Below are 21,649 nucleotides of genomic sequence, written 5' to 3'. Positions count from 1 at the left end.
CGGGCAGACCCTCTCGTCTCAGTTGTCACACCTCCGCCGGGGCTCCCCGATCCGGGGGCCCGACGGAGGTAGAACGGTTCCATGGGCGTCTCCCCGTGCCCGCAGCACACCGCGGAAGCCGAACCGCTGGTCTCCGTGGAGCTCGACTGCGTGCCCGTGGTCGGCGAGGCGCTGGCCCGTGTCGGCGTGCCGGTCGTCGCCGTCCTCACCCTGACCGGCGCCGCCGAGCCGGTGCACGGCGTGCGGGTGACCGTCACGATCTCCACCCCCGCCGGCCCGCTGGGCGCGCCGGCCGAGGTCACCGTCGACGTCGACCCCGGCCGGACGACGGTGCTCACCGACGTCGACCTGCGCCTGGACCCGGCGGTGCTCGCCGTCGCCGAGCCGGGCACAGCGACCGTCGAGGCCCGGGTCGAGCGGGACGGGCGGCTGCTCGGCTGCACGCGGACCGCGGTGCGGGTGCTGGCCGCCGGCCAGTGGCTGGCCGCGCCGGCGCCCCTGGCCCTGGAGCTGCTGGCCGCCCACGTGCAGCCGGGCTCCCCCGCGGTCGCCGGCCTGGTCGGCGCGGCCGCCGACCTGTTGCGCCAGCGCACCGGCGACCCCACGGTCGGCGGGCACCCGAGGGGCGCCGACCGCATCGACGAGACCGCCGCGGCGATCGTGGAGGCGATGCGCCGCCGGGCGATCCGGCCGCGCCCCCCGGTCGCCGGCTGGGCCGACGTGCCGCAGCGGGTGCGCACCCCCGACCAGGTCCTCGACGACCGGGCCGGCACCAGCCTGGACACCGTGCTCACCCTGGCCGCCGCGCTCGAGCACGCCGGGATCCGCCCGCTGCTGTGGATCGCCGCCGACGGCGCGACCTGCCCCGGGCACGCCTTCCTCGGCTACTGGCGCGCCGAGCGCTGCGCCGAGAGCGCGGCCACCACCGAAGTCTCCGGGCTCGCCGAGCTGGTCGAGCTGGGCCAGATCGCGCTGGTCGAGACCACGATGCTGGGGATCGCCGCCGAGCCGGCGACCTTCGGCGACCTGCACCGCACCGCGGCCGCCGCCTGGCTCGCCGGTGACCTGCACCGGGTGCTCGGGGTCACCGACGTGCACCGCGCCCGGCTGGACGGCGTCGCCCCGCTCCCGCTGCCCCAGCTCCCCGACCACCGCCCGGCCGTGAGCGCCCCGCGCCCGAGCGCCCGACCGGCCGGGACGACGGCCGCACTGCTCGACCTGGACCGGGCCGACGGCGGCACCGTGCCGATCACCGTGCCGCCCGGCCGGCTGACCGTCCTCGCCGAGCGGCTCGCCGCCGACGCCGCGCTGACGCTGGTGCCCACCGACCAGCTGGGCACCGCGGCCCGGCGCCGCGGCATCCGCTCGGCCCGCGACCTGCCGCCGCACCAGCTCGGTGAGCTGCTGGTCGAGCACGGCGGGCTGTACACCGGGCTGGGGTCGGCCGACTACGCCCGCCGGCTGGCTGCGCTCGCCGACCAGGCGGCCGCGCTGCTCGAGGAGACCGGCGCCGGCGACCTGCACCTGGCGTTGGGCTCGGTGACGTGGGAGCTCGACGGGCGTTCGGTGCGCTCCCCCGTGGCGCTGGTGCCGGTGCTGCTCACCCGGGTGGCGAGCACCGGCGCCTACCGGCTCACCGCCGACCCGGCCGGGGCGATCGGCCCGAACGGGCAGCTGCTGGCCGAGCTGCGCCGCCGCACCGGGGTGATCGTGCCGGCGCTCGAGGCCGACGGGGACCTCGACCTGGCCGTCGCGCTGCCGGCGCTGCGGCAGGGGCTGGCTCAGCGTGGGCTGCCGCACCGGGTCGAGCCGACCGCCGACCTGGCGCTGCTGCCCGCGGCGGCCGCCAGGATCCGGCAGGACGCCGACCACCTCGGCGCCGCGGCGCTGCGCAACCCGCTGGTGCCGGTGCTGCTGCGCCCCGGCCAGCCGTTCGTCGACCCCGCGCCGGCGCCCGGCACCGCCCTGGCCACCGACCTCACCGAGCTCGCCGCGACCCTGCCGCTGCCCGCCGACACCGACCAGCTGCGGGCGATCATCGACGCCACCGCCGGGCGGACCTTCGTGCTCGAGGGCGCACCGGGCACCGGGAAGTCGCAGACGGTCGCCAACCTGGTCTCCGCGGCGGCCGCCGGTGGTCAGCGGGTGCTGGTCCTCGCCGCGCAGCAGTCCGCGCTGGACGCGGTGTCCCGGCGGCTGGCGGGCGTGGGGCTCGGCGGGCTGGTCACGACCCTGCGCCGTCCCGCCGACGCCCCGTCCGAGGCCGGCAGCCCGCCGGACGTCCCTCCCCTCCCCGAGGAGCTGCGGACGGCGCGGCGCGAGCTGGCCGGCTACTCCGAACGGCTGCACGCGCCCAACTCCGCCGGGCTGTCGCTGTACGCCGCGCGCGCCGGGGTGCTCGCCGCGGTGCCCGGCACCCCGGCGTTGCCCCTGGCGACCACGTACGTCGCCACCGCGTCGGCCCGCACCACCGCGAAGGTGCACGAGCTGCTGACGACGCTGCCCGAGGTCGCCGCGCGCACCCGGCCGCGGCTGCGGCACCCGTGGGGCTTCCTCGACTCGGCCGACGCCGACCCGGTCGCCGTGCACGCGGCGGTGCTCGCCGTCGACACGGCGCTGCGCGCGCTGCCGCCCGCCGGGCCCGTGGCTCGGGTGATCGCCGCGGCCCGGACCCCGGAGGACCTCGACGCGGTCGCCACCGTGCTCTCCGGCCCGGAGGTGCCCCTCGCCGCGGTCGACGCCGTCCGCACCCAGGAGTGGGCGCAGGACGTCGACGCGCTGCTCGCCGAGGTCTCCGGCTTCGTCACCGCAGCCCACCCCGGTCTCGACGTCGCCCTGCCCGAGGCGCTGGACCTGCCGCTGGCCGGGATCGCCGAGGACGCCGAGCAGGCGGCCGTCTCGGGGCGGTTCGGCCGCGCGAAGCGGCTGGCCGCGGTGCTCACCGAGCTGTCCCCGTCGCTGCGGCCGGACGCCCACGTCGAGCCGACCGACGTCCCGCTGCTGACCGCGGAGCTGCTCCAGGTGCAGGGGGCAGCCCGCGAGCTGACCCTGCGCTGCGCGTCGGTGGCCGGGCTGGCGGTGCCGTGGAACTGGAACCCGCTGACCGACCCGTTGCTGGTCGAGCGGCAGGTCGCGGCGCTGAACCGGCTCGGCTCCGCGCTGGACGGCGACCCGGCCTTCACCCCCCCGCTGCGCCGCTTCCTGGACACCGCGCCGGCGCCGGACCCGACCCGGGCGGTGGCCGTCCGGAAGCTGCGGGCGGCGCTGACCGCCCTGCCCGCGGCCTGCCTGAGCTCGCTGGACCAGCTCCTCGCCTGGGCGGGGGACACCGGGATCGTCCGGCTGTGGGAGGCGACGCAGGACGAGCGGGCCGTCGAGGAGTTCGGCGTCCCCTCGCTCGGGCACTGGCTGGACCTGTTACGGCACCTGCACCTGCTGGAGGCCGCCGGGCTGGCCGAGGCGCGCGCCGCGCTGCTGTCCGGGGCGGTGCCGGCCGAGGGCGCCGTCGCCGCCTTCGACCGTGGCGTGGCCGAGGCGTCGTTCGCCGAGCGGTCGGCGGCCGGGGGGCTCGGTGCGTCCGACGCGCGGGCGGCGGAGCAGTCGGTCCGACAGGCGCTCACCGCCGCGGCGGAGACCCGAGCCCAGGCGGCTGCGGCCCTCGCTGCGGGTGACCGGGCCACTGCCGTGCTGGCCACCCCGGATGCCGTGGCCCGCTTCCTCCCCGCGACCGCCGGCTCGTTCGACCTGGTGGTGGTCGAGGACGCGTCGTCGCTGCGGGTCGCCGACGCCCTCGGTGCGCTGGGCCGGGCGAGTGCGGCGGTCGTGGTCGGTGACCGCCAGCAGCTGCCGCCGCGCGCCGCGGTGGACGAGCCCGCCGACGAGGGGCTGCTGGCCGCCTGCCTGCGGGCCGGGGTGCCCCGGCGGGAGCTGACCTGGCACCACCGCAGCGCCGACGAGTCGCTGGTCGCCTTCACGAACGCCGTCGGCTACGGCTCCCGGCTCATGACGGTGCCCGGCCCACCGGCCGGGCCGGCGATCTCCCTGGTGCGGGTGGACGGCGTGTTCGTGCGCGCCGGCGCGCAGCGGGGGACCAACCCGGCCGAGGCGGAGGCGGTGGTCGCGGAGCTGCGGCAGCGGTTCGCGGCGTCGCCGGAGGCGGTGCCGTCGGTCGCCGTGCTGACCCTGCACGGACCGCAGCGCCGGCTGATCGAGGGCCTGCTGCGGGTGGGCCGGGACCGGGCGGCCGAGGCGCTGGACCGGGGCGAGCTGCGGGTGCGGGAGGTGGAGGCCGCGCAGGGCGAGGAGGCCGACGTCGTCCTGCTGTCGCTGGGGTGCGCGGCCGACGAGCGCGGCTGCCTGCCGCTGGACCTGGGGCCGCTGAACCGGGCCGGCGGTGAGCGGCGGCTGACGGTGGCGGTGACCCGTGCGCGCCGGCAGGTGGTGGTCTTCGCGTCGTTCGCGCCTTCGCTGCTGCGGCCGACGACGACGGCTCAGCCGGGCGTGCGCCGGCTGCGGGGCTGGCTGGAGCAGGCCCTGCACGGCGTGGCCGTGGTCCCGCGGAGCGCCGTGGCGACGCGCGACCCGCACCGCGAGGAGGTCGCGGCGGCGCTACGGGGCCGCGGGCTGGTGGTGCGCACCGACGTCGGGCTCTCCCGGTTCCGGGTCGACCTGACCGTGGCCCGGCCGGAGGCGCCGGAGCGGCCGGTGCTGGCGGTGCTGCTGGACGGTCCCGTGTGGGCGCAGCGGGCGACGGTGGACCGCGAGCTGGCGTACCTGGAGCTGCAGGGCTGGCCGGCGGTGGAGCGGGTGTGGCTGCCGGAGTGGCTGGCCGAGTGGGAGACGGTGCTCGACCGGCTGGTCACCGCGGTGGCAGCGGCGGCTCCGGTGGAGCTGCTGCTGCCGCCGCTGCCTGCCCCGGTGTCCGCGGTCGACGAGCCGGCGGAGGAGATCGACCCCTTCGACCCGGAGGCCCCCGACGACCTGGACGAGGTGTCGACGGCGGAGCCGGTGCGCTGCGCGGCGCACCCGGTGGTGACGCCGGCGCTGCTCGCCGGTGAGGTGCCGTTCCGGGCGTGGACGCCGAAGCCGGTGGGCGAGCCGCGGATGCTGCGGCAGCTGGAGAACCCGGAGGCGGCTCGGCTGGTGCGGCGGGTGCTGGCGGCGGGGATCCGAGCGGAAGGGCCCGTCCACCGGGAGCGGCTGGCCCGGCTGACGGCGTCGGCGTTCGGGGTGCCGCGGGTGAACGCGGCCCGGATGGAGTCGATCCTGGCGCTGCTGCCCGAGCCCGGTGCGGAGTTCCTGTGGCCGGCGACGTCGGACCGGACCCCGCCGGACCTGGCGTCGTGGACGACGTTCCGGCGGCAGGCATCGAGCACCGACCGGGCGTTGGAGCACGTGCCGCCGGAGGAGATCGGCAACGCGATGGTGGCGCTGTGCCGGTCGGTGGCCGGGATGACCCGCGACGACCTGTTCCAGCAGACGCTGGCGGTGTTCGGGCACCGCCGCCGACACCCGGTGCTGATGCCGCTGCTGGAGGTGGCGCTCGCGCGGGCCGTGCGCGCCGGCCGGATCACCCGGCAGGGCGCCGGTCAGTGGCTCACCGCGGTGGCCGAGGGCGATGCGGACCTGCAGGCGGTTCCCACCCCGCCTGTCCCGGTCAGCGCCGCGGTGCCGGAAGGCCTCGACCAGCCCGTCGCCGGGTGATCTGATCCGGCGGTTCGTCCATCCACCCACGGGGAGATCACCTTGCTGAGTCCACGACGCATCACCTACGTCTGCGCGGCCACGGCCCTGACCGGGGTGCTGACCGCCGGCCCGGCCCTCGCGGCGGGGACGGTGACGATCACCCCAGCCGAGACGGCGGTCGAGGGCGCGGACTGGTGGTTCAGCAACGCCCACCGCGGCGAGAACGACCCGGCGGCGACCCCGACCACCGGGGAGGGCGGCATCGCCGAGGCACCGGCGGGCAGTGGCTTCGGCAACTCCGCCTACCGGCTGGCGCTGGACGCGGCATCGGAGAAGGCCCGGCTGATGACCGGCCTGCTCGACGGGCGGCCGCTGTCGGACCTGGCCGGGGTCACCTACTCGTCGTACAAGACGGGGCTGCCGGGCTACGGCCCGTCGATCAACGTGGAGATCGACCCGGCGGGCCCGGACGACTTCGCCACCGTGGTCTGGGAGGCGAACAAGGCCGGGTTCACCATCGCCGAGGGGCAATGGCAGGCGTGGGACACCACACAGAGCACCGGCGGGCGCGCCGGGGGCTGGTGGACCCCGAGCATCCAGCCGTTCAGCTCCGCGACGCCCGGCTCGAACGGCACGCCCACGACCCTGGCCACGCTGGTCGAGCACTTCGGTGCGGCAACGACGATCACCGGGTTCGCGGTGAACACCGGGCGGAGCAACGCAGGCCTGGAGGCCTACGTGGACGGCATCGGCATCACGGTGGGCGGCGAGACGACGACGTACGACGTCGAGCCACGGGTGTTCACCAAGGCGGACTGCAAGGACGGCGGCTGGGCCACGGAGTTCGAGCCCGGCCAGTTCGCCAACCAGGGCCAGTGCGTGAGCTCCTTCGCGTCGAAGGCCAAGACCGGCGAGGAGTAAGGCCGGCAAGGCCTACGGCCGGCAAGGAGCAGGGGCCGGCGAGGAGCAGGGGCCGGCAAGGACCAGCGACAGCCTGCGGACCCCGCCGTCCTTCCGACGGCGGGGTCCGCGACGCGCACTCTCACTGCTACAGGGCTGGGCCGATGGGGATCTGGGTGTCGTCGGGGCGGTAGGTGCGCCATCGCCCACCGGGATCCCGCTCCACCCGGAACCCGTGGTGGACCTTCGTGTGGTGCCGTTCGCACAACAACGCTGAGTTCTGCAGCGACGTCTCACCGCCGTGCAGCCAGTGGATCAGGTGGTGGACGTCGCACCACCACGACGGAGCACCGCAGCCGGCGAACACGCAGGACTTGTCCCGCCGTTCGACTGCTTTACGTAGCCCGGGGGTGACCACCCGGTGGTCCCGACCGAGGTCGAGCGGGACGCCGTCGGGGCCCATCACGATCCGGGAGATGCTGCCGTCACAGGCCAGGTAACGGGCCCGCGCCGCGGAGATCGTCGCCCCGAAGCCCATCTCCCCCGCACCGGCACCGGTCGCCGGGTCGACCAGGTCATCCAGGTCGACGCCCACCACCACGTGCGGCTTCACCGTCCGCAAGACCGGCAGGTTCCCCGAGGCCAACTGGTTGTCAGCCAACTGCACGAACGCATCGGCGTCCTGCTGCGACCGCGTCCGCTCATCACCCTTCGGGCGGTCGGCCTGCACGATCGACTCGATCGCCGCCTGCACCTTCTCCCCGCCCACCGCATCCAGCTCCAACCGGCCGGTCACACTCCCATCGGCGTGCTTGACCATCGTGAACCGACGACCCTCCGTCGGGTCCGGCTCCGGACCGTCGGGATCCAGGGCGTTGTCGAAGGCTTGCACCGCAGCCACCAGCGACTCGTGCGGGGACTCCGTGGCCACCTGCGCCCAGACCTGGTCGAAGGCACCCAGGTCGATGCCCTGCTCCTCGGCCCGCGCGACCTCGCGGGGGCCGATCTTCTCCGCCACCACGTTCACCTGCGCGGCCGTGATCTGCCCGCCAGCGAACCCGGCCGCCAAGGCCGGGAAGTGCTCCAGCACCCGTCCGGACCGCACGACCCGGGACGCCTCCGTCTGCGACAACCGTGCATGCCCGATCAACCACGACCGCATCGACTTCAACCCGTCGTACTCCGCAGCCTGCGTCAGCTCTGCGTGCCGCACCGTGCGGGTCAGCTCCGCAGCGACCCGATTGCCGAGCTGCACCAGCAACGTCGTCCGGTCCAACACGGCGCCATCCGTCAACCCATGCAGGTCCTCGGCCGCAAGGGCGTCCAGAGCCGACTGCAACTCGCTCATGACACCTCCCGACCGGTTCGAACGCTTGTACGAATCCTACCGCCGAGCAAGGGCTCCCACAACACGAATCCCCAGGTCAGGCGCTTGTCCACAGATCACCCTGACCCCTTGCCGCGAGCCGGTCCGACACACCAGCGCGCCGCTCGAACTCCACATCGGTCGACGAGCCAGCAGCCCACGCCGGTCTCCCCGGCCCCGACCGGACTCCGACGTCCGGCGTCACGACAACGCCCGACGTCGGCGTGATGCGCCGAGCACGCAGCGTGCACACCCGCCGATGCGGCCCAAATCGATTCCCGGGAGGGGACGGTCGATCCGAGCCGTCGTTGCACGCACCACCCTCCGGCGTTGCCCGACGTCACGTCGGCGAGTCGCCCGAGTCGCCCGGGCGTGTTGCGGCCCCACGGGGTGTCGGAACCGCAACAGGCGGCACTTTGTGACGAATCCATGACGGCCCTACCGTCATCCGCGCCCGCCGGCCCCTGAGTCACCACGCACGGTGACACCGGCGAGCACCGCCGAACCGGGCACCCGCTGCGACGTCGCAGCGAACGCCCGGACCGGGGACCCACCGCAGTTCTGGGGTGAAGTGCGACGGCACGCGAGTGTCGGAGCACCGGGCGAGTTCCCCGCCCGAACCCGTCAGCTAACTCGGTAGGCGGTTGAGGAGAACAAGGAGAACCCGTCGTCCATGACGACCACTCGCACGTCCCCTGCCCGTCGTCCCTCCCGCTCCGGTCGCCGGGCACTGATCGCGCTGTTCGCCAGCGCCGGCGTCGCCCTCACCCCGATGGCCGCCCAGGCCTCCGTCGGTGGCGGTGGCGCGCCCGCCGCAGCACCCGTCGCAGCTGCGGCCGCTCCGGTCGCGGCACCGAACGCAGCTGCCCAGATCATCGTCGACACCGCACTCGCCCAGCAGGGCAAGCCCTACGTGTGGGCCGGCGCCGGTCCCAACGTCTACGACTGCTCCGGGCTGACCCAGTACTCCTACGCGGCCGCCGGCATCACGCTGCCGCACTCCTCCCGCATGCAGTCGACGATGGGCGTCCCGGTGGCCCGCGCCGACCTGCAGCCCGGTGACCTGGTCTTCTTCTACGACCCGGTGGGTCACGTCGGCATCTACATCGGCAACGGGCTGATGGTGCACGCGCCGACCGCAGGGGACGTCGTCCGGACCATCAACGTCGACACCATGTGGGGCTACAACTCCGCGCGTCGTCTGGTCTGACGTCGCCGGGGGTGTTGCGACCCCGTGACGATCGGCGGTGCCTCTTGCCTCGCGCCTCCTCGACCGCGACGTTGGGACGTGCGAGGTAGCGAGTCCCGGCCCCGTACGGCCCGGTCGCCCGCAGGGGCGGCCGACGAACTGCCGGAGGGTGTGGCGCAGTGCCGCGCCACACCCTTCCGCAGCTGGTCAGGGCACCAGACACGAGAGGAACCTCACCGATGCTCACGTTGACCCCCCAGGCAGCAACCGCGATCCGCGGGATCCTCGACCAGTCCGAGACCCCCGAGCAGGGCGGCCTGCGGATCGCCAACGACCCGACCGCCCAGTCGCTCGCGCTGAGCCTGGCCGCCGTGCCGGCCGAGGACGACCAGGTGCTGGACCAGTCCGGCGCCCGGGTGTTCCTGGACGAGAAGGCCGCGACGGTCCTCGACGACAAGGTCCTGGACGCGCAGCCCGACCCGACCGGCAAGGTCCAGTTCGGGATCGCCGAGTCCGGCGTCTGAGCTCCCGGCACGACCGCGTCCGCCCCGTTCCGGTCCGCCGGAGCGGGGCGGACGTCGTCTGCGGCCCCGACGTACGCGAACGCCCCGCTCTCCCGAGGGAGGACGGGGCGTTCGTCGGTCCGGAGGGGTCGGGGGCATGAGCCCGGCCGGCTCCGTGGGGATCAGCCGAGCAGCGGCTCCCCGTCACGGACGAGCTGCCAGTTCTCGACGTAGAAGTCGGCCGGGTCGATCACGCTGCGCTCCTGCGCCCATTCGATGAGCAGCTGACGGATCTCCAGCTGCTCGTTGTAGACCACCGGCGCCGTCGAGACGTGCGGGAAGCCGCCACCGCCGGAGCGCCGGTAGTTGTTCACCGCCACCACGAACCGGGCGTCGTCGGCCACCGACACACCGTCGATCTCCAGCCGGGTGACCCGCTCCCCGACCGGGCGGGAGACGTCCAGGTCGTAGTCGACGCCGGAGAGCACGTCGTAGTTGTAGTCCGGCGTCCCGTCGGCGTTGGTGATCGTCTCGGGGTCGACCTCCCCGGTGGCCGGCACCTGGGTGAAGTAGCTCGCCGACTCCTCCAGGTAGTCCCGCACCTGGGCGCCGGTCATCTCCACCGCCTCCAGGGTGTTGTCGAAGACGTAGAGCCCGGCGATGTCCCGGATGGTGACCTCGCCCTCCGGGAAGACCGCCTCCCGGCTGAACGGTGCGGCGATCGACAGCACCGGCAGGTCGGCCCGCTCGGTGCCCTCGAGCGCGGCGTCGACGGTCTCCGTCTGCACCTGCTGGATGAAGTCGAGGATCGGGGTGTCGGAGTACCGGCTGGTGAGGGTGGTCAGCTCCTCGGTGGAGGTGGCCACGACCTGGTTGACGTAGTCGACCGTCGTCCGGTGCGCCTCATCGGTGACGGCGAGGACGTCGGGGTCCTCCGGGTGGTCCTTGGTGCGCAGCGCGGTGGCCGTGGCGCCCGTGACGTCCCACTGGCCGCGGGTCTTGGTCAGCGCGAAGTCGACCTGGCTGACCGTGCCGCCCCAGCGGTAGGGCTGGGTGAGCAGCACCTCCTCGCCGGTGACCTCGTTGACCACGACCTGGGACGGGGCGTCGCGGTGCGTGTGGCCGACGACCATGGCGTCGATGCCGGGCACCGTGCGGGCGATGACGTCGGACGGGTTCTCCGTGCCCACGGCGGGGTCGTCGTAGGAGGACGTCCCGCCGACGCCGGCGTGCGCGAGGACGACGACGACGTCGGCCTGCTCGGCCACGATCGGCACCCACTCCTGCGCCGTCTCGACCATGTCGCGGAACTCGACCTGGCCCTCGACGTTGTTGCGGTCCCAGATCGCCGAACCGGGCGTGGTCAGGCCGAGGATGCCGACGGTGACCGGCTTCGCGCCGCGGACCTTCATCTCCCGCAGCGTGTACGGCGGCAGGTACGGCTCGCCGGTGGCGGCGTCGACGACGTTGGCGCCCAGCACCGGGTGGTCGACGTCGTCGACGTAGCCGGCGAGGGTGTCCAGGCCGTAGTTGAACTCGTGGTTGCCGACGACCTGCGCGTCGTAGCCGATGACGTCGAAGGCCGCCGCCATCGGGTGCTCGGCCTCCGGCGGCTGCTGCGCGGCCAGGTAGGTGAGCGGCGTGCCCTGCAGGAAGTCGCCGTTGTCGACGACGAAGACGCTGTCCGCGCCCTTCTCCGCGCGCACCGAGTCGACCACGGAGGAGACCCGGGCCAGGCCCGTCGCGTCCCCGGAGCGCTCGGTGTACGGCGCGTCGCGGAAGTAGTCCCAGTCCTGCACGCGGCCGTGCAGGTCGGTGGTGGCCAGCATGGTCAGCTCGAGGCTCTGCGCCTTGCCGTGCCCGCCGCCGTGACCCTTGCCGTGCCCGTGGCCGTGCCCGTGCCCGTGGCCCTTCTCGTGACCGCCCGGGCCCGCTGCCGCGGGGGTCACCGCCCCGAAGCTCATCGCCAGCACCGCTGCCGCGACCGTCACCGTCGTCCGTCTGCGCACTCGATCTCCCCCAGCTCGTCAGCCGCCCCCTGGGCCGGCCGTCCGGTTGCCGGGCCAAGGTAGCGAGGGATGCCGACAAGTCGACTCGGAGCACGAGCTGTTCATCCAGCGGCCGCCCCCGGGAGCGGCCCGAGCGGTTCGACGTCCAGGCGCCGACCCGAGCTAGGACCAGACCAGCGTGCCGTCGTCGAGGTCGGCGGCCGGCAGCAGCTCCCGCTCGGCGGCGTAGTCGTGCCGGTGCGTCCACGGCTCCCGGTCGCCCTGCTTGGGCATGAGGTGCAGCGAGCGGGCCAGGTACCCGGGGTTGAAGTTGGCCGGGTCGACCCACGGCCCCAGCGGCATGTCGGCGTCCTCCGGCCGCAGTCGCGGCACCACCGTCGTCGCCCCCCGCTCGTCCATGTGCGCGAGCAACCGGCACACGAAGTCGCTGATCAGGTCGGCGCGCAGCGTCCAGCTGTGCCGGAAGTAGCCGAACACGTAGGCCAGGTTGGGCAGGCCGGTGAACATCAGCCCGCGGTAGGTGACGGTCTGTGCGACGTCGACCGGCTCGTCGTCCACGGTGAAGGCGATGCCGCCGAAGACGCTGAGGTCGAAGCCGGTGGCGGTGACGACGACGTCGGCCGCCAGCTCCTCCCCCGAGGTGAGCCGGATCCCGGTCTCGGTGAACGTCTCGATCGTGTCGGTCACGACGGAGGCCGTGCCCTCGCGCATCGCGGTGAACAGGTCGCCGTCGGGGAGGAGGGCGATCCGCTGCTGCCACGGCCGGTACGCCGGGTTGAAGTGCTTGTCGATGTCCACGTCCGGCGGCAAGTGGGGGCGCATCGACTCGATGAGGAACTCGCGCGCGAGGTCCGGGGACTCGGCCGAGATCCGGGCGAGCTCGTCGACCTCCGCGATGTAGGCCCGCCGCAGGATCTCGTGCGTCCACTCCTCCGGGACGTCGAGTGCGCGCAGCGTCGTCGCCAGCTCGTGGGTCTTGGGCCGGGCGTAGAAGAAGGTCGGCGAGCGCTGCAGCATCGTCACGTGCGCGGCGGTCTCGGCGATCGCCGGGACGAGCGTCGCCGCCGTCGCGCCCGAGCCGATCACCACCACCCGCTTGCCGGCGAGATCGAGGTCGTCCGGCCACGTCTGCGGGTGGACGACCTGCCCCTGGAACCGCTCGGTGCCCGGCCACTGGGGCGTGTGCCCCTTCTCGTGCTGGTAGTAGCCCTGGCACATCCAGAGGAAGCCGGTGGTGAAGGTCAGCGCCTCGCCGGTGTCCCCGCGGGTGACCTCGACGGTCCAGCGCCGGTCGTCGGTCGACCAGCGGGCGGCGGTGACCCGGTGCTGGTGGCGGATGTGAGCGTCCAGCCCGTTCTCCCGGATGACCTCGTCGAGGTACCGGAGGATCTCCTCCGACGAGGCGATCGAGGGCCCGCGCCAGGGCTTGAACCGGTAGCCGAAGGTGAACAGGTCGCTGTCGGATCGCACCCCCGGGTACCGGTGGGTGCGCCACGTCCCACCGTGGCCGGCCAGGGCGTCGAGGACGACGACGCTCCTGTCCGGGAACCGTTCCCGCAGGTGGTAGGCGGCGCCGATCCCGGAGATCCCCGCCCCCACGATCAGCACGTCGACGTGCTCGACCCGCTCGTCGGCCGCCGTCCGGGTCGGTTGCGTCATCGTCATGACCGTTCCCCCAGTCCCTGCGGGAGGGTGCACCTTGCCGGGCACCGTCCCCTCGTCGTTCTACCACTCCCGGACGGGAGAGTGTGACCTGGACCACTTTCGGTCGCACGGACCCTTCCTGCTGTCGTCGGCGTGTGGTGTGCTCCAGGCCACCCCTCGGCCGAGCACGGGAGCCCCGTTGAGCACACCGACGATCCACCCGCCGCGCACCGTCCGGGTCGGCGACATCGCCGTCGCCGTCCAGGAGTACGGCGAGGGCGAGCCGCTGCTGGTGGTCAACGGCACCAGCCAGTCCCTCGGCTTCTGGGGCGACCTGGTGCAGGTGTGGGCAGGCAGCCACCGGGTGGTCACTTACGACCTGCGCGGGATGGGCGGGACCGAGCGCGGGCCCGGCCCGTTCAGCATCGCGTCGCTGGCCGCCGACGCGCTCGGACTGCTCGACGCCCTGGAGATCGAGCGCACCCACGTGCTCGGCTACTCACTCGGCAGCGCGATCGCACAGGAGCTCACGCTGGCCGCGCCGGAGCGGGTCACCTCGCTCGTCCTGTACTGCACCTGGGCGCGGTCGGACGGCTTCCAGCGGGCGCTGATGACCGGCCTGGCGCACCCGTGGCGGACCGGCGACCTGCCGGCGGCGCTCGGCGCCCTCGGCGTCGCGTTCTCCCCGCAGCTGCTCGACAGCCCGGAGTTCGACACCCTCATCGAGGAGCTGCTGCCGCTGTTCCCGTCAACGCCGGAGCAGATCCGCACCACCGCCGAGCAGTGGGACGCCGACCTGGCCCACGACACCCTGGACCGGCTCGGCCGGATCACCGCGCCGACGCTGGTGATCGCCGGGGAGCAGGACCTGCTGACGCCACCGTGGCACGGCCGGCAGGTGGCCGACGCCATCCCGGGTGCACGGCTGGAGATGTTCACCGGTCCCGGGTCCAGCCACGCCCTGGGGGTCGAGCGTGCCGAGGATTTCGTGCCGCTGGTCGGCGGCTTCCTCGCCGAGCACCGGGCCTCCTGACCCGGGCCGCCGCCTCCCGGCTCAGCGGGCGGCGGCGCGGGCGGCCAGCTGCTCCGGGGAGAACGCCAGGTCCAGCGCCTCACGGGCGGCGCCGAGCACGGCGGCCTGCTGGCCCACGCGGCTGACCGCGATCTCCAGGCCGTCGGTGATCATCGGCGGGCACTGCGCGTAGATCGCCGACCGCACCCCGGCGACGAAGGCCTCGGCGCTGCTCAGGTGCCCGCCGATCACCAGCCGCTCCGGGTTGAAGAAGTTCAGGATGGTCGAGAGCACGGTGCCGGTGCTCCCCCCCGCCTCGCGCAGCAGCTGGGTGGTCAGCGGGTGCGCGTCCCGGGCCAGGTCGAGCATCCCCTCGGTGTCCGGGGCGGGCACCCCGCGCTCGGCGAGCTGCTCGACCAGCGCGGCTCCACTGGCCACCGCGTCCAGGCAGCCGACCCGCCCGCACGAGCAGGGCACCGGCGGGGCGCCGGGAACGGTGGTGTGGCTGATGTCCCCCGCGAACCCGCCGCTCCCCCGGTGCAGCACCCCGCCGACGACGACGCCGCAGCCGATGCCCGAGCCGACCTTCACGAAGACCATCTGCTCCGCCGGCGAACCCCCGGCGGCGTGCTCGCCCAGCGCCATCAGATTCGCGTCGTTCTGCACGATCACCGGCACGGCGAGCCACTGCCGCACGATCGCGGCGACGTCGGCGCCGTTCCAGCCGGGCATCCGGGCCGGGGAGACGACCAGTCCGGTGCGCGCGCTGACCGGCCCGGGAACGCCCACGCACATGGCCAGCAGCGGCGGGGCAGCCTCGAGCCCGGCGACCGCGTCGGTGACCGTGGTGACGACGGTGCGCAGCACGGCCTCCGGGCCGTCGGAGACGGCGATGGGCAGGTGCCGCTCGGCGACCTGACGGCCGGCGGCGTCCAGGACGGCGATCGCCGCGTGCCGCTCCCCCAGGCTGACGGCGACGACCAGGCCGGCCGCGCCGCGCATCTCCAGCCGGCGCGGCGGCCGCCCGCCGGCCGAGGGTCCGGTGCCGGTCTCCACCAGCCAGCCGCGGCGGATCAGCATCTCCACCCGGGCGGCGGCGGTGGTCGCCGAGAGCCCCGTCTCGCGGGCGACGTCGGCCCGGGAGGTGGCGCGGCCGAGCCGGACCAGGGCGAGGACCTCGCTCGGGGAGGTGGCCGACCGGTCACCGGCGGGGCTGGGCATGCCGGCCAGTGAAGCAACCCGTGCCGCTGGAAGCAACGGGCACTTACTCCGGAAGTGGAAATACTTCATGGACTCCTCGTTGTAACGATCGCCACTTAGCCTTCCCCCAACGTTCAACGCCGATCGTGAGGAGGACGACGATGAGCACACCGATGGTGAGCATGCGCGGCGTCGACAAGCGCTTCGGCGAGCTGCACGTCCTCCGCTCGATCGACCTGGACGTCGCCCCGCAGGAGGTCGTCGTGGTCATCGGGCCGTCCGGGTCGGGCAAGTCGACGCTGTGCCGCACGATCAACCGGCTCGAGCCGATCGACGCTGGTGAGATCCGGGTCGACGGCCGGCCGCTGCCCGAGGAGGGCGCCGGGCTCGCCCAGCTGCGCGCCGACGTCGGGATGGTCTTCCAGTCCTTCAACCTGTTCGGCCACCTGAGCGTGCTGGACAACGTGATGCTGGCGCCGCTCAAGGTCCGCAAGGTCGGCAAGGCCACCGCCCGCGCCGAGGCGATGGCGCTGCTGGAGCGGGTGGGCATCGCCGACAAGGCCGACCGCTTCCCCGCTCAGCTCTCCGGCGGTCAGCAGCAGCGCGCCGCGATCGCCCGGTCGCTGGCGATGCACCCGAAGCTGATGCTCTTCGACGAGCCGACCTCGGCGCTGGACCCCGAGATGGTCAACGAGGTCCTCGAGGTGATGACCTCGCTGGCCGCCGACGGCATGACGATGGTCGTGGTGACCCACGAGATGGGCTTCGCCCGCCGCGCCGCCGACCGCGTCGTCTTCATGGACGCCGGCCAGATCGTCGAGGTCGCCCCACCGGCGGAGTTCTTCGACGCCACCCGGAGCGAGCGCGCCCGCTCGTTCCTCTCCAACGTGCTGGCCCACTGACGGCCGAGCGCACCCCGGGCGGACCCGCCCACCCCACGCCCGGCGCCGCTCCCCCGGCCGGGCTGATCAGAAAGGCAAGGCATGAGTGACATCCGCCTTCCCAGGCGCCGCTTCCCGCTGATCACCGCCGTGCTGGCCACCGCCTCGGTGGCGGTCGCCGGGTGCGGCTCGTCCGACTCCTCGTCCGACGCCGTCCCGGGCGGCGGCGGCGACGACACCGCCGCCTCCGGCCTGGACGCCGTCTACGAGGACGCGCCGGTCGCCGACGACGCCGCGATCCTCCCCGACTCGACGATGGCCGAGATCAAGGAGCGGGGCGTGCTGCGCGTCGCCGCCGCCCTGGACGCACCGCTGCTCTCCCAGCAGGACCCGAGCAACCCCGAGGACGTCGAGGGCTTCGACATCGACCTGGCGAAGATGCTGGCCATCTACATCCTGGGCGAGCCGAACATCGAGATCGTGCCGCCGGCGTCGGAGACCCGGGAGGCGCTGCTGCAGAACGGCACCGTCGACGCCGTCTTCAACACGTACACGATCACCGAGGAGCGGGCCGAGCAGATCGACTTCGCCGGCCCGTACTTCACCTCGGGGCTGGCCATCGCGACCCGGGCGGACAACGAGGACATCGACAGCGTCGAGGACCTCAACGGCAAGGACGTCATCGTCGGCGCGAACACCCCCGCGGTCACCGCGGTGCCCGAGGTGGCCCCCGACGCCGAGGTGACCAGCTTCGCCACCGACCCGCAGGCGGTGCAGGCGCTCCTGCAGGGCCGCGGCGACGCCTACGTGCAGGACTACACCCTGCTGCTGGCCGCAGCGGCGAACAACCCGGACATCAAGATCGCCGTCCAGCCGTTCACCGAGGAGCCGTACGGCATCGGGCTCCCGCCCGAGGACGCGGAGTACAAGGAGTTCGTCAACGACTGGCTGGAGCAGATCCAGGAGGACGGCTCCTGGGCCGAGATCTGGGAGGCGACCCTCGGGACGGTCGTCGAGGGCGACGCCCCGACGCCGCCGGAGATCGGCTCGGTGCCGGGCTCCTGACCCGGCACCCCTGAGGCAGCAGCGCCAGCAGAGGACGACGACGTGACTGCAGTGATCGAGAACCTGGACCCCTTGCTGAGGGCGCTGGGGACCACCGTGCTGATCCTGGTGGTCTCCGCGGCCGGCTCCCTGGTGCTCGGGGTGCTGATCACCGTGGCCCGGGTGAGCCCCATCCCGGTGCTGCGCGGGGCCGCCTGGGCCTACGTGCAGGTGTTCGTCAACGTCCCTCTGCTGGCGCTGCTGCTGCTGGCCGTCTTCGCACTGCCCGACGCCGGGCTGCTGATGCCGCTGACCACCACGGTGATCGTCGTGCTCACCGTCTACGAGGCGGCGTACGTGGCCGAGGCGGTGCGCAGCGGGATCAACACCGTCGCGTCCGGGCAGGTCGAGGCCGCCCGGGCGCTGGGGCTGCGGCTGTCGCAGACGCTGCGGCACGTCGTCGTCCCGCAGGCGGTGCGCGCCGTCGTCCAGCCGCTGGGCAACGTGATGATCGCGCTGCTGATGAACACTGCACTGGCCGCCACGGTCGGCGTCGTCGAGCTGACCTCGGCGGTGAACAAGGTGAACCTGGTCGCGGCCCAGCCGATCCCGATCTTCACCGCCGCCGGCCTCACCTACATGGCGCTCGCGCTGGCCATCGGGCTGGCCGCCGGGCGGATCGAGAAGAAGGTGGCGATCCACCGATGAGCCACAGCGGTGCGTTCCTGTACGACGCCCCCGGGCCGCGTGCCCGGCGGCGGATCCTGCTCGGCTCGGTGGTCAGCGCCCTGGTGCTGGCCGGTGTGTTCGCGCTCGCGCTGGTGCAGTTCGGCCGGACCGGACAGCTGGACGCCGACCGGTGGACGCCGTTCCTCGACTGGCCGATCTGGTCCTACCTGCTGGTCGGGCTGCGCGGTACCGCGCTGGCGGCCGCGCTGGTCGCCGTCCTGGCCGGGGCGTTCGGGGTGCTGCTGGCGATCGGCCGGCTGTCGCAGAACCGGCCGCTGCGCTGGCTGTCGACCGGCTACATCGAGGTGGCCCGGACCATCCCGGTGCTGCTGCTGATCTACCTGATGCTGTTCGGGCTGCCGGCCTACGGGATCAACCTGCCGGTGCTCTGGAAGCTCGTCGTGCCCCTGACCATCGCCAACGCCGCGGTGGTCGCCGAGATCGTCCGCGCCGGGGTGCTCGCCCTGCCCCGCGGGCAGCTGGAGGCAGCGCTGAGCCTGGGCATCCGGCGCGGCCAGGCGATGCGCTTCGTCGTCCTGCCCCAGGCGCTGCGGCACGTGACGCCGTCGCTGGTCACCCAGCTGGTGAGCCTGATCAAGGACACCTCGCTGGGCTACGTCGTCGCCTTCACCGAGCTGCTGTACCGGGCCCAGGTGCTCAGCGCCTACAACCGGCTGCTCATCCAGACCTTCCTCGTGGTGGCGCTGATCTACCTGGTGTTCAACGGCGCCCTGTCGTACCTGGCCGCACGGCTGCGCACCCGGGTCCGCCGCCAGGTGGCGCCGCCGTCCGCGCCCGCCGAGCAGGCCGCCGACCGTGAACTGGAGACCCCCGTTGTCCGCTGAACTGGCCGTGGTCCGCCGCTCGGGCCTGGTGGAGAGCCGGCACCTCGGCTCGCTGCTCGCCCTGGACGCCGACGGCTCCGTGGCGCTGTCGTTGGGTGACCCCGACGCCACGATCCTGCCGCGCTCGACCACCAAGCCGCTGCAGGCGCTGGCCTGCCTGACCGCCGGCGCGCCGCTGACCGGTCCGGAGCTGGCGATCGCCGCCGGCAGCCACACCGGCGAGAACGCCCACGTCGACGTGGTGCGCCGGCTGCTGGAGCGGGCCGGGCTGGAGGAGTCGGCGCTGCAGTGCCCGGTCGACTGGCCCGAGGACGAGCCGACCCGCGTCGCGCTCATCCGGGCCGGCGCCGAACGCAGTGCGGTGCGGATGAACTGCTCCGGCAAGCACGCCGCGATGCTGCTGGCCTGCGCGGTCAACGGCTGGCCGACGGACTCCTACCTGGACCCGGCGCACCCGTTGCAGCAGCACGTGCGCGCGGTGACCGCGGAGTGGACCGGTGCGCCGGTGCGGCACGACGCGATCGACGGCTGCGGCGCCCCGCTGTTCGGTTCCTCCGTGCGCGGGCTGGCCATTGCGTTCCGTGCGCTGTCGCTGGCCACGGACGGGCCGGCCGCCGAGGTCGCCTCCGCGATGCGGACGCACCCCTTCTTCGTCGGCGGCACCGGGCACCAGAACTCCGCGGTGATGGAGCTCGTGCCGGGCGCGGTCGCCAAGGGCGGCGCCGAGGGCGTGATCGGCGTGGCCGGGCCGGACGGCCAGGCGGTGGCGATGAAGATCGTGGACGGCAACCCGCGGGCGACGACGCTGCTGGCGGTGACCGTGCTGAGCGGACTGGGCGTCGACGTCTCCGCCGCGGCCTCCCTGACCACACTGCCGGTGCTCGGCGGTGGGGTGCCGGTCGGTGCGATCGAGCCGGGTGCCGACGTCCTCGCCTGGCTGGCCGGCCGGTGACCGCGGTCGAGATCTGCATCGACGACGTCGCCGGCGCGACGCTCGCCGAGGAGTGCGGCGCGGACCGGGTCGAGGTGTGCGCGGCGCTGTCGGAGGGCGGGACGACGCCGTCGATCGGGCTGGTGTCCAGGGTCCTCGCCGAGGTGTCGCGGATCGGGGTGCAGGTGCTGATCCGGCCGCGCGCCGGGGACTTCGTCTACTCCCCCGCCGAGGTCGACGTGATGCTCGCCGACATCGCCGCCGTCCGGGCGCTGCCCGCATCGGCGCAGGTCGGGTTCGTGGTCGGGGCCCTGACGGCCGAGGGCGTGATCGACACCGCTGTGCTGTCCCGGCTGATGAAGGCCGCGGGGCGGTGCCCGGTGACGTTCCACCGGGCGTTCGACACGCTGCCCGACCTCCCCGCCGCGCTGCCCACGCTGATCTCCGCCGGGGTGTCCCGGGTGCTGACCTCGGGTGGTGCACCGACGGCTGCGGCAGGGGCTGACGTGCTGCGGTCGTTGGTCGAGCTGGCGGGCGACCGGATCACCGTGCTCGCGGGTGGGTCGGTGCGTGGGTCGAACGTGGCGTCTCTCGTCGCGGAGACCGGGGTGCCGGAGGTGCACCTGCGGGCGGCCTCGCCGGTCGCATCGCCGTCCGTTTCCGCGACGGAGGTCAGCTACGACGCCGTCCCTCGGCTGGCCACCTCCGCCGGCCCGATCCGGGCTGTCGTCGAGGCGCTCGCCTCGTGACGCCCACTCCTGCGGTGCTGGCGATCGACGTCGGCGGCACCTCGATGAAGGGCGCGGTCGTGACGCGCGACGGCCGTCCGGTGGTGGTCGAGCGGTGGCCCACCGACCCGGCGACGGACACCGTCGGCGCCATCGCCGGCCACCTCCGCTCCCTGGCCGCCCTCGCGGGTGAACACGGTCTGGACGTGGTCGGCGCCGGCGTGGTGACTCCCGGGATGCTCGACGAGGCGGCCGGGACGGTCGTCTACGCGTCGAACCTGGACTGGCGGGACGTGCCGCTGCGGGCGCTGCTGGCCGAGGCGACCGGGCTGCCGGTGGTGACCGGCCACGACGTGCGGACGGCGGGGCTGGCCGAGCAGTTGCTCGGCGCGGCGCGCGGCGTCGAGGACTTCGTGCTGGTGACCATCGGCACCGGCGTGGCCGCAGCGCTGGTGACCGGCGGCCGATCGGTGACCGGGGACGGCGGGGCGGCCGGCGAGCTCGGCCACATCCCGATGGTCCCCGGCGGCGAGGCGTGCACGTGCGGGCAGAAGGGGTGCCTGGAGGTGTACGCGTCGGGTGCCGGACTGGCTCGGCGCTACACCGCTCTCTCCGGTGTCTCGCTGCCGGCGGAGGACGTCGTCGCCCGGCTGGGTCGCGACGCCGACGCCGACCAGGTGTGGGCCGAGGCGATGCAGGTGCTGGCGCAGGGGCTGGTGACGGCGACGCTGCTGCTGGACCCGACGACGATCGTGCTCGGCGGCGGCTTCACCGCAGCGGGCGACGCCCTGCTGGACCCGCTCCGCTCCGGCCTGGCCGCCGGACTGGCCTGGCGCTCCGCCCCACCGGTGAAGTTGGCCGAACTCGGCAGCGAGGCCGGCTGGATCGGCGCCGCCGCCCTGGCGTTCCGCTCCGCCGGCCACGCCGACGCCCTCGAGACCTGGACCCCCCACGCCGTCCTCGGCGCCCCCATCCCCTGAGGG

Annotated in this window: 16 protein-coding genes and 1 riboswitch; of the genes, 12 read left to right on the top strand and 4 right to left on the bottom strand. The window is 74.1% G+C overall.

Annotation, left to right across the window (positions count from 1 at the left end; genetic code table 11):
- Positions 1 to 81 precede the first annotated feature (81 nt).
- On the top strand, positions 82 to 5,703 hold the full coding sequence (locus O2W18_RS07365) for a DUF4011 domain-containing protein (RefSeq protein WP_269186898.1): 5,622 nt from the start codon (positions 82 to 84) through the stop codon (positions 5,701 to 5,703).
- A 42-nt stretch (positions 5,704 to 5,745) separates the two neighbouring features.
- Entirely contained in the window at positions 5,746 to 6,606 is an 861-nt protein-coding gene (locus O2W18_RS07360) for a hypothetical protein (protein WP_269186897.1), read from the top strand.
- Between the two features lie 127 nt (positions 6,607 to 6,733).
- Here O2W18_RS07360 and O2W18_RS07355 read toward each other — a convergent pair whose 3' ends face one another.
- On the bottom strand, positions 6,734 to 7,933 hold the full coding sequence (locus O2W18_RS07355; protein WP_269186896.1) for an HNH endonuclease signature motif containing protein: 1,200 nt from the start codon (positions 7,931 to 7,933) through the stop codon (positions 6,734 to 6,736).
- Positions 7,934 to 8,463: 530 nt separating this feature from the next.
- A riboswitch (cyclic di-AMP (ydaO/yuaA leader) is annotated at positions 8,464 to 8,608 on the top strand.
- Between the two features lie 16 nt (positions 8,609 to 8,624).
- Between O2W18_RS07355 and O2W18_RS07350 the strand changes: the two genes are divergently transcribed.
- Together O2W18_RS07350 and O2W18_RS07345 are read left to right on the top strand one after the other, a co-directional pair.
- On the top strand, positions 8,625 to 9,161 hold the full coding sequence (locus O2W18_RS07350) for a C40 family peptidase (RefSeq protein WP_331254065.1): 537 nt from the start codon (positions 8,625 to 8,627) through the stop codon (positions 9,159 to 9,161).
- A gap of 218 nt (positions 9,162 to 9,379) precedes the next feature.
- Positions 9,380 to 9,664: a HesB/IscA family protein gene (locus O2W18_RS07345; protein WP_269186895.1), complete on the top strand. Its 285-nt coding sequence runs from the start codon at positions 9,380 to 9,382 to the stop codon at positions 9,662 to 9,664.
- 161 nt (positions 9,665 to 9,825) lie between these two features.
- Here O2W18_RS07345 and O2W18_RS07340 read toward each other — a convergent pair whose 3' ends face one another.
- A complete protein-coding gene (locus O2W18_RS07340; RefSeq protein ID WP_269186894.1) occupies positions 9,826 to 11,634 on the bottom strand; it encodes a bifunctional metallophosphatase/5'-nucleotidase in 1,809 nt (602 codons plus the stop codon).
- 180 nt (positions 11,635 to 11,814) lie between these two features.
- Positions 11,815 to 13,311, bottom strand: coding sequence for a flavin-containing monooxygenase (locus O2W18_RS07335; protein ID WP_269186893.1), 1,497 nt, complete (start codon positions 13,309 to 13,311; stop codon positions 11,815 to 11,817).
- Positions 13,312 to 13,495: 184 nt separating this feature from the next.
- On the opposite strand from O2W18_RS07335, the gene O2W18_RS07330 reads away from it, so the two are divergent.
- The gene (locus O2W18_RS07330) at positions 13,496 to 14,329 is read left to right on the top strand and encodes an alpha/beta fold hydrolase (protein WP_269186892.1); all 834 of its coding nucleotides are present in this window, start codon (positions 13,496 to 13,498) and stop codon (positions 14,327 to 14,329) included.
- A 21-nt stretch (positions 14,330 to 14,350) separates the two neighbouring features.
- On the opposite strand, the gene O2W18_RS07325 is transcribed toward O2W18_RS07330, so the two are convergent.
- Positions 14,351 to 15,529, bottom strand: coding sequence for an ROK family transcriptional regulator (locus O2W18_RS07325; protein ID WP_269186891.1), 1,179 nt, complete (start codon positions 15,527 to 15,529; stop codon positions 14,351 to 14,353).
- Between the two features lie 140 nt (positions 15,530 to 15,669).
- Here O2W18_RS07325 and O2W18_RS07320 point away from each other — a divergent pair, with 140 nt between their 5' ends.
- From O2W18_RS07320 to O2W18_RS07290, 7 genes are all read left to right on the top strand, one after another.
- Complete coding sequence (locus O2W18_RS07320; RefSeq protein ID WP_269186890.1) at positions 15,670 to 16,410, top strand: amino acid ABC transporter ATP-binding protein; 741 nt, start codon at positions 15,670 to 15,672, stop codon at positions 16,408 to 16,410.
- 81 nt (positions 16,411 to 16,491) lie between these two features.
- Positions 16,492 to 17,454 (top strand): glutamate ABC transporter substrate-binding protein, encoded by a 963-nt coding sequence (locus O2W18_RS07315; protein ID WP_269186889.1) that lies wholly within the window; start codon positions 16,492 to 16,494, stop codon positions 17,452 to 17,454.
- 42 nt (positions 17,455 to 17,496) lie between these two features.
- Positions 17,497 to 18,141, top strand: coding sequence for an amino acid ABC transporter permease (locus O2W18_RS07310; protein ID WP_269186888.1), 645 nt, complete (start codon positions 17,497 to 17,499; stop codon positions 18,139 to 18,141).
- Entirely contained in the window at positions 18,138 to 19,007 is an 870-nt protein-coding gene (locus tag O2W18_RS07305) for an amino acid ABC transporter permease (RefSeq protein WP_269186887.1), read from the top strand. Before O2W18_RS07310 ends, O2W18_RS07305 begins: the two co-directional genes overlap by 4 nt.
- Positions 18,997 to 19,959: an asparaginase gene (locus tag O2W18_RS07300; protein ID WP_269186886.1), complete on the top strand. Its 963-nt coding sequence runs from the start codon at positions 18,997 to 18,999 to the stop codon at positions 19,957 to 19,959. The genes O2W18_RS07305 and O2W18_RS07300 overlap by 11 nt, the downstream gene beginning before the upstream one ends.
- On the top strand, positions 19,956 to 20,687 hold the full coding sequence (locus tag O2W18_RS07295; RefSeq protein ID WP_269186885.1) for a copper homeostasis protein CutC: 732 nt from the start codon (positions 19,956 to 19,958) through the stop codon (positions 20,685 to 20,687). The genes O2W18_RS07300 and O2W18_RS07295 overlap by 4 nt, the downstream gene beginning before the upstream one ends.
- Complete coding sequence (locus tag O2W18_RS07290) at positions 20,684 to 21,646, top strand: ROK family protein (RefSeq protein WP_269186884.1); 963 nt, start codon at positions 20,684 to 20,686, stop codon at positions 21,644 to 21,646. Before O2W18_RS07295 ends, O2W18_RS07290 begins: the two co-directional genes overlap by 4 nt.
- The last annotated feature ends 3 nt before the right edge of the window (positions 21,647 to 21,649 follow it).

The organism is Modestobacter sp. VKM Ac-2983 (genome assembly GCF_026967885.1).
Taxonomy (GTDB): domain Bacteria; phylum Actinomycetota; class Actinomycetes; order Mycobacteriales; family Geodermatophilaceae; genus Modestobacter.
The sequence above is the reverse complement of the archived record's forward strand: the minus strand, read 5'-3'. Positions and strand labels throughout refer to the sequence as shown.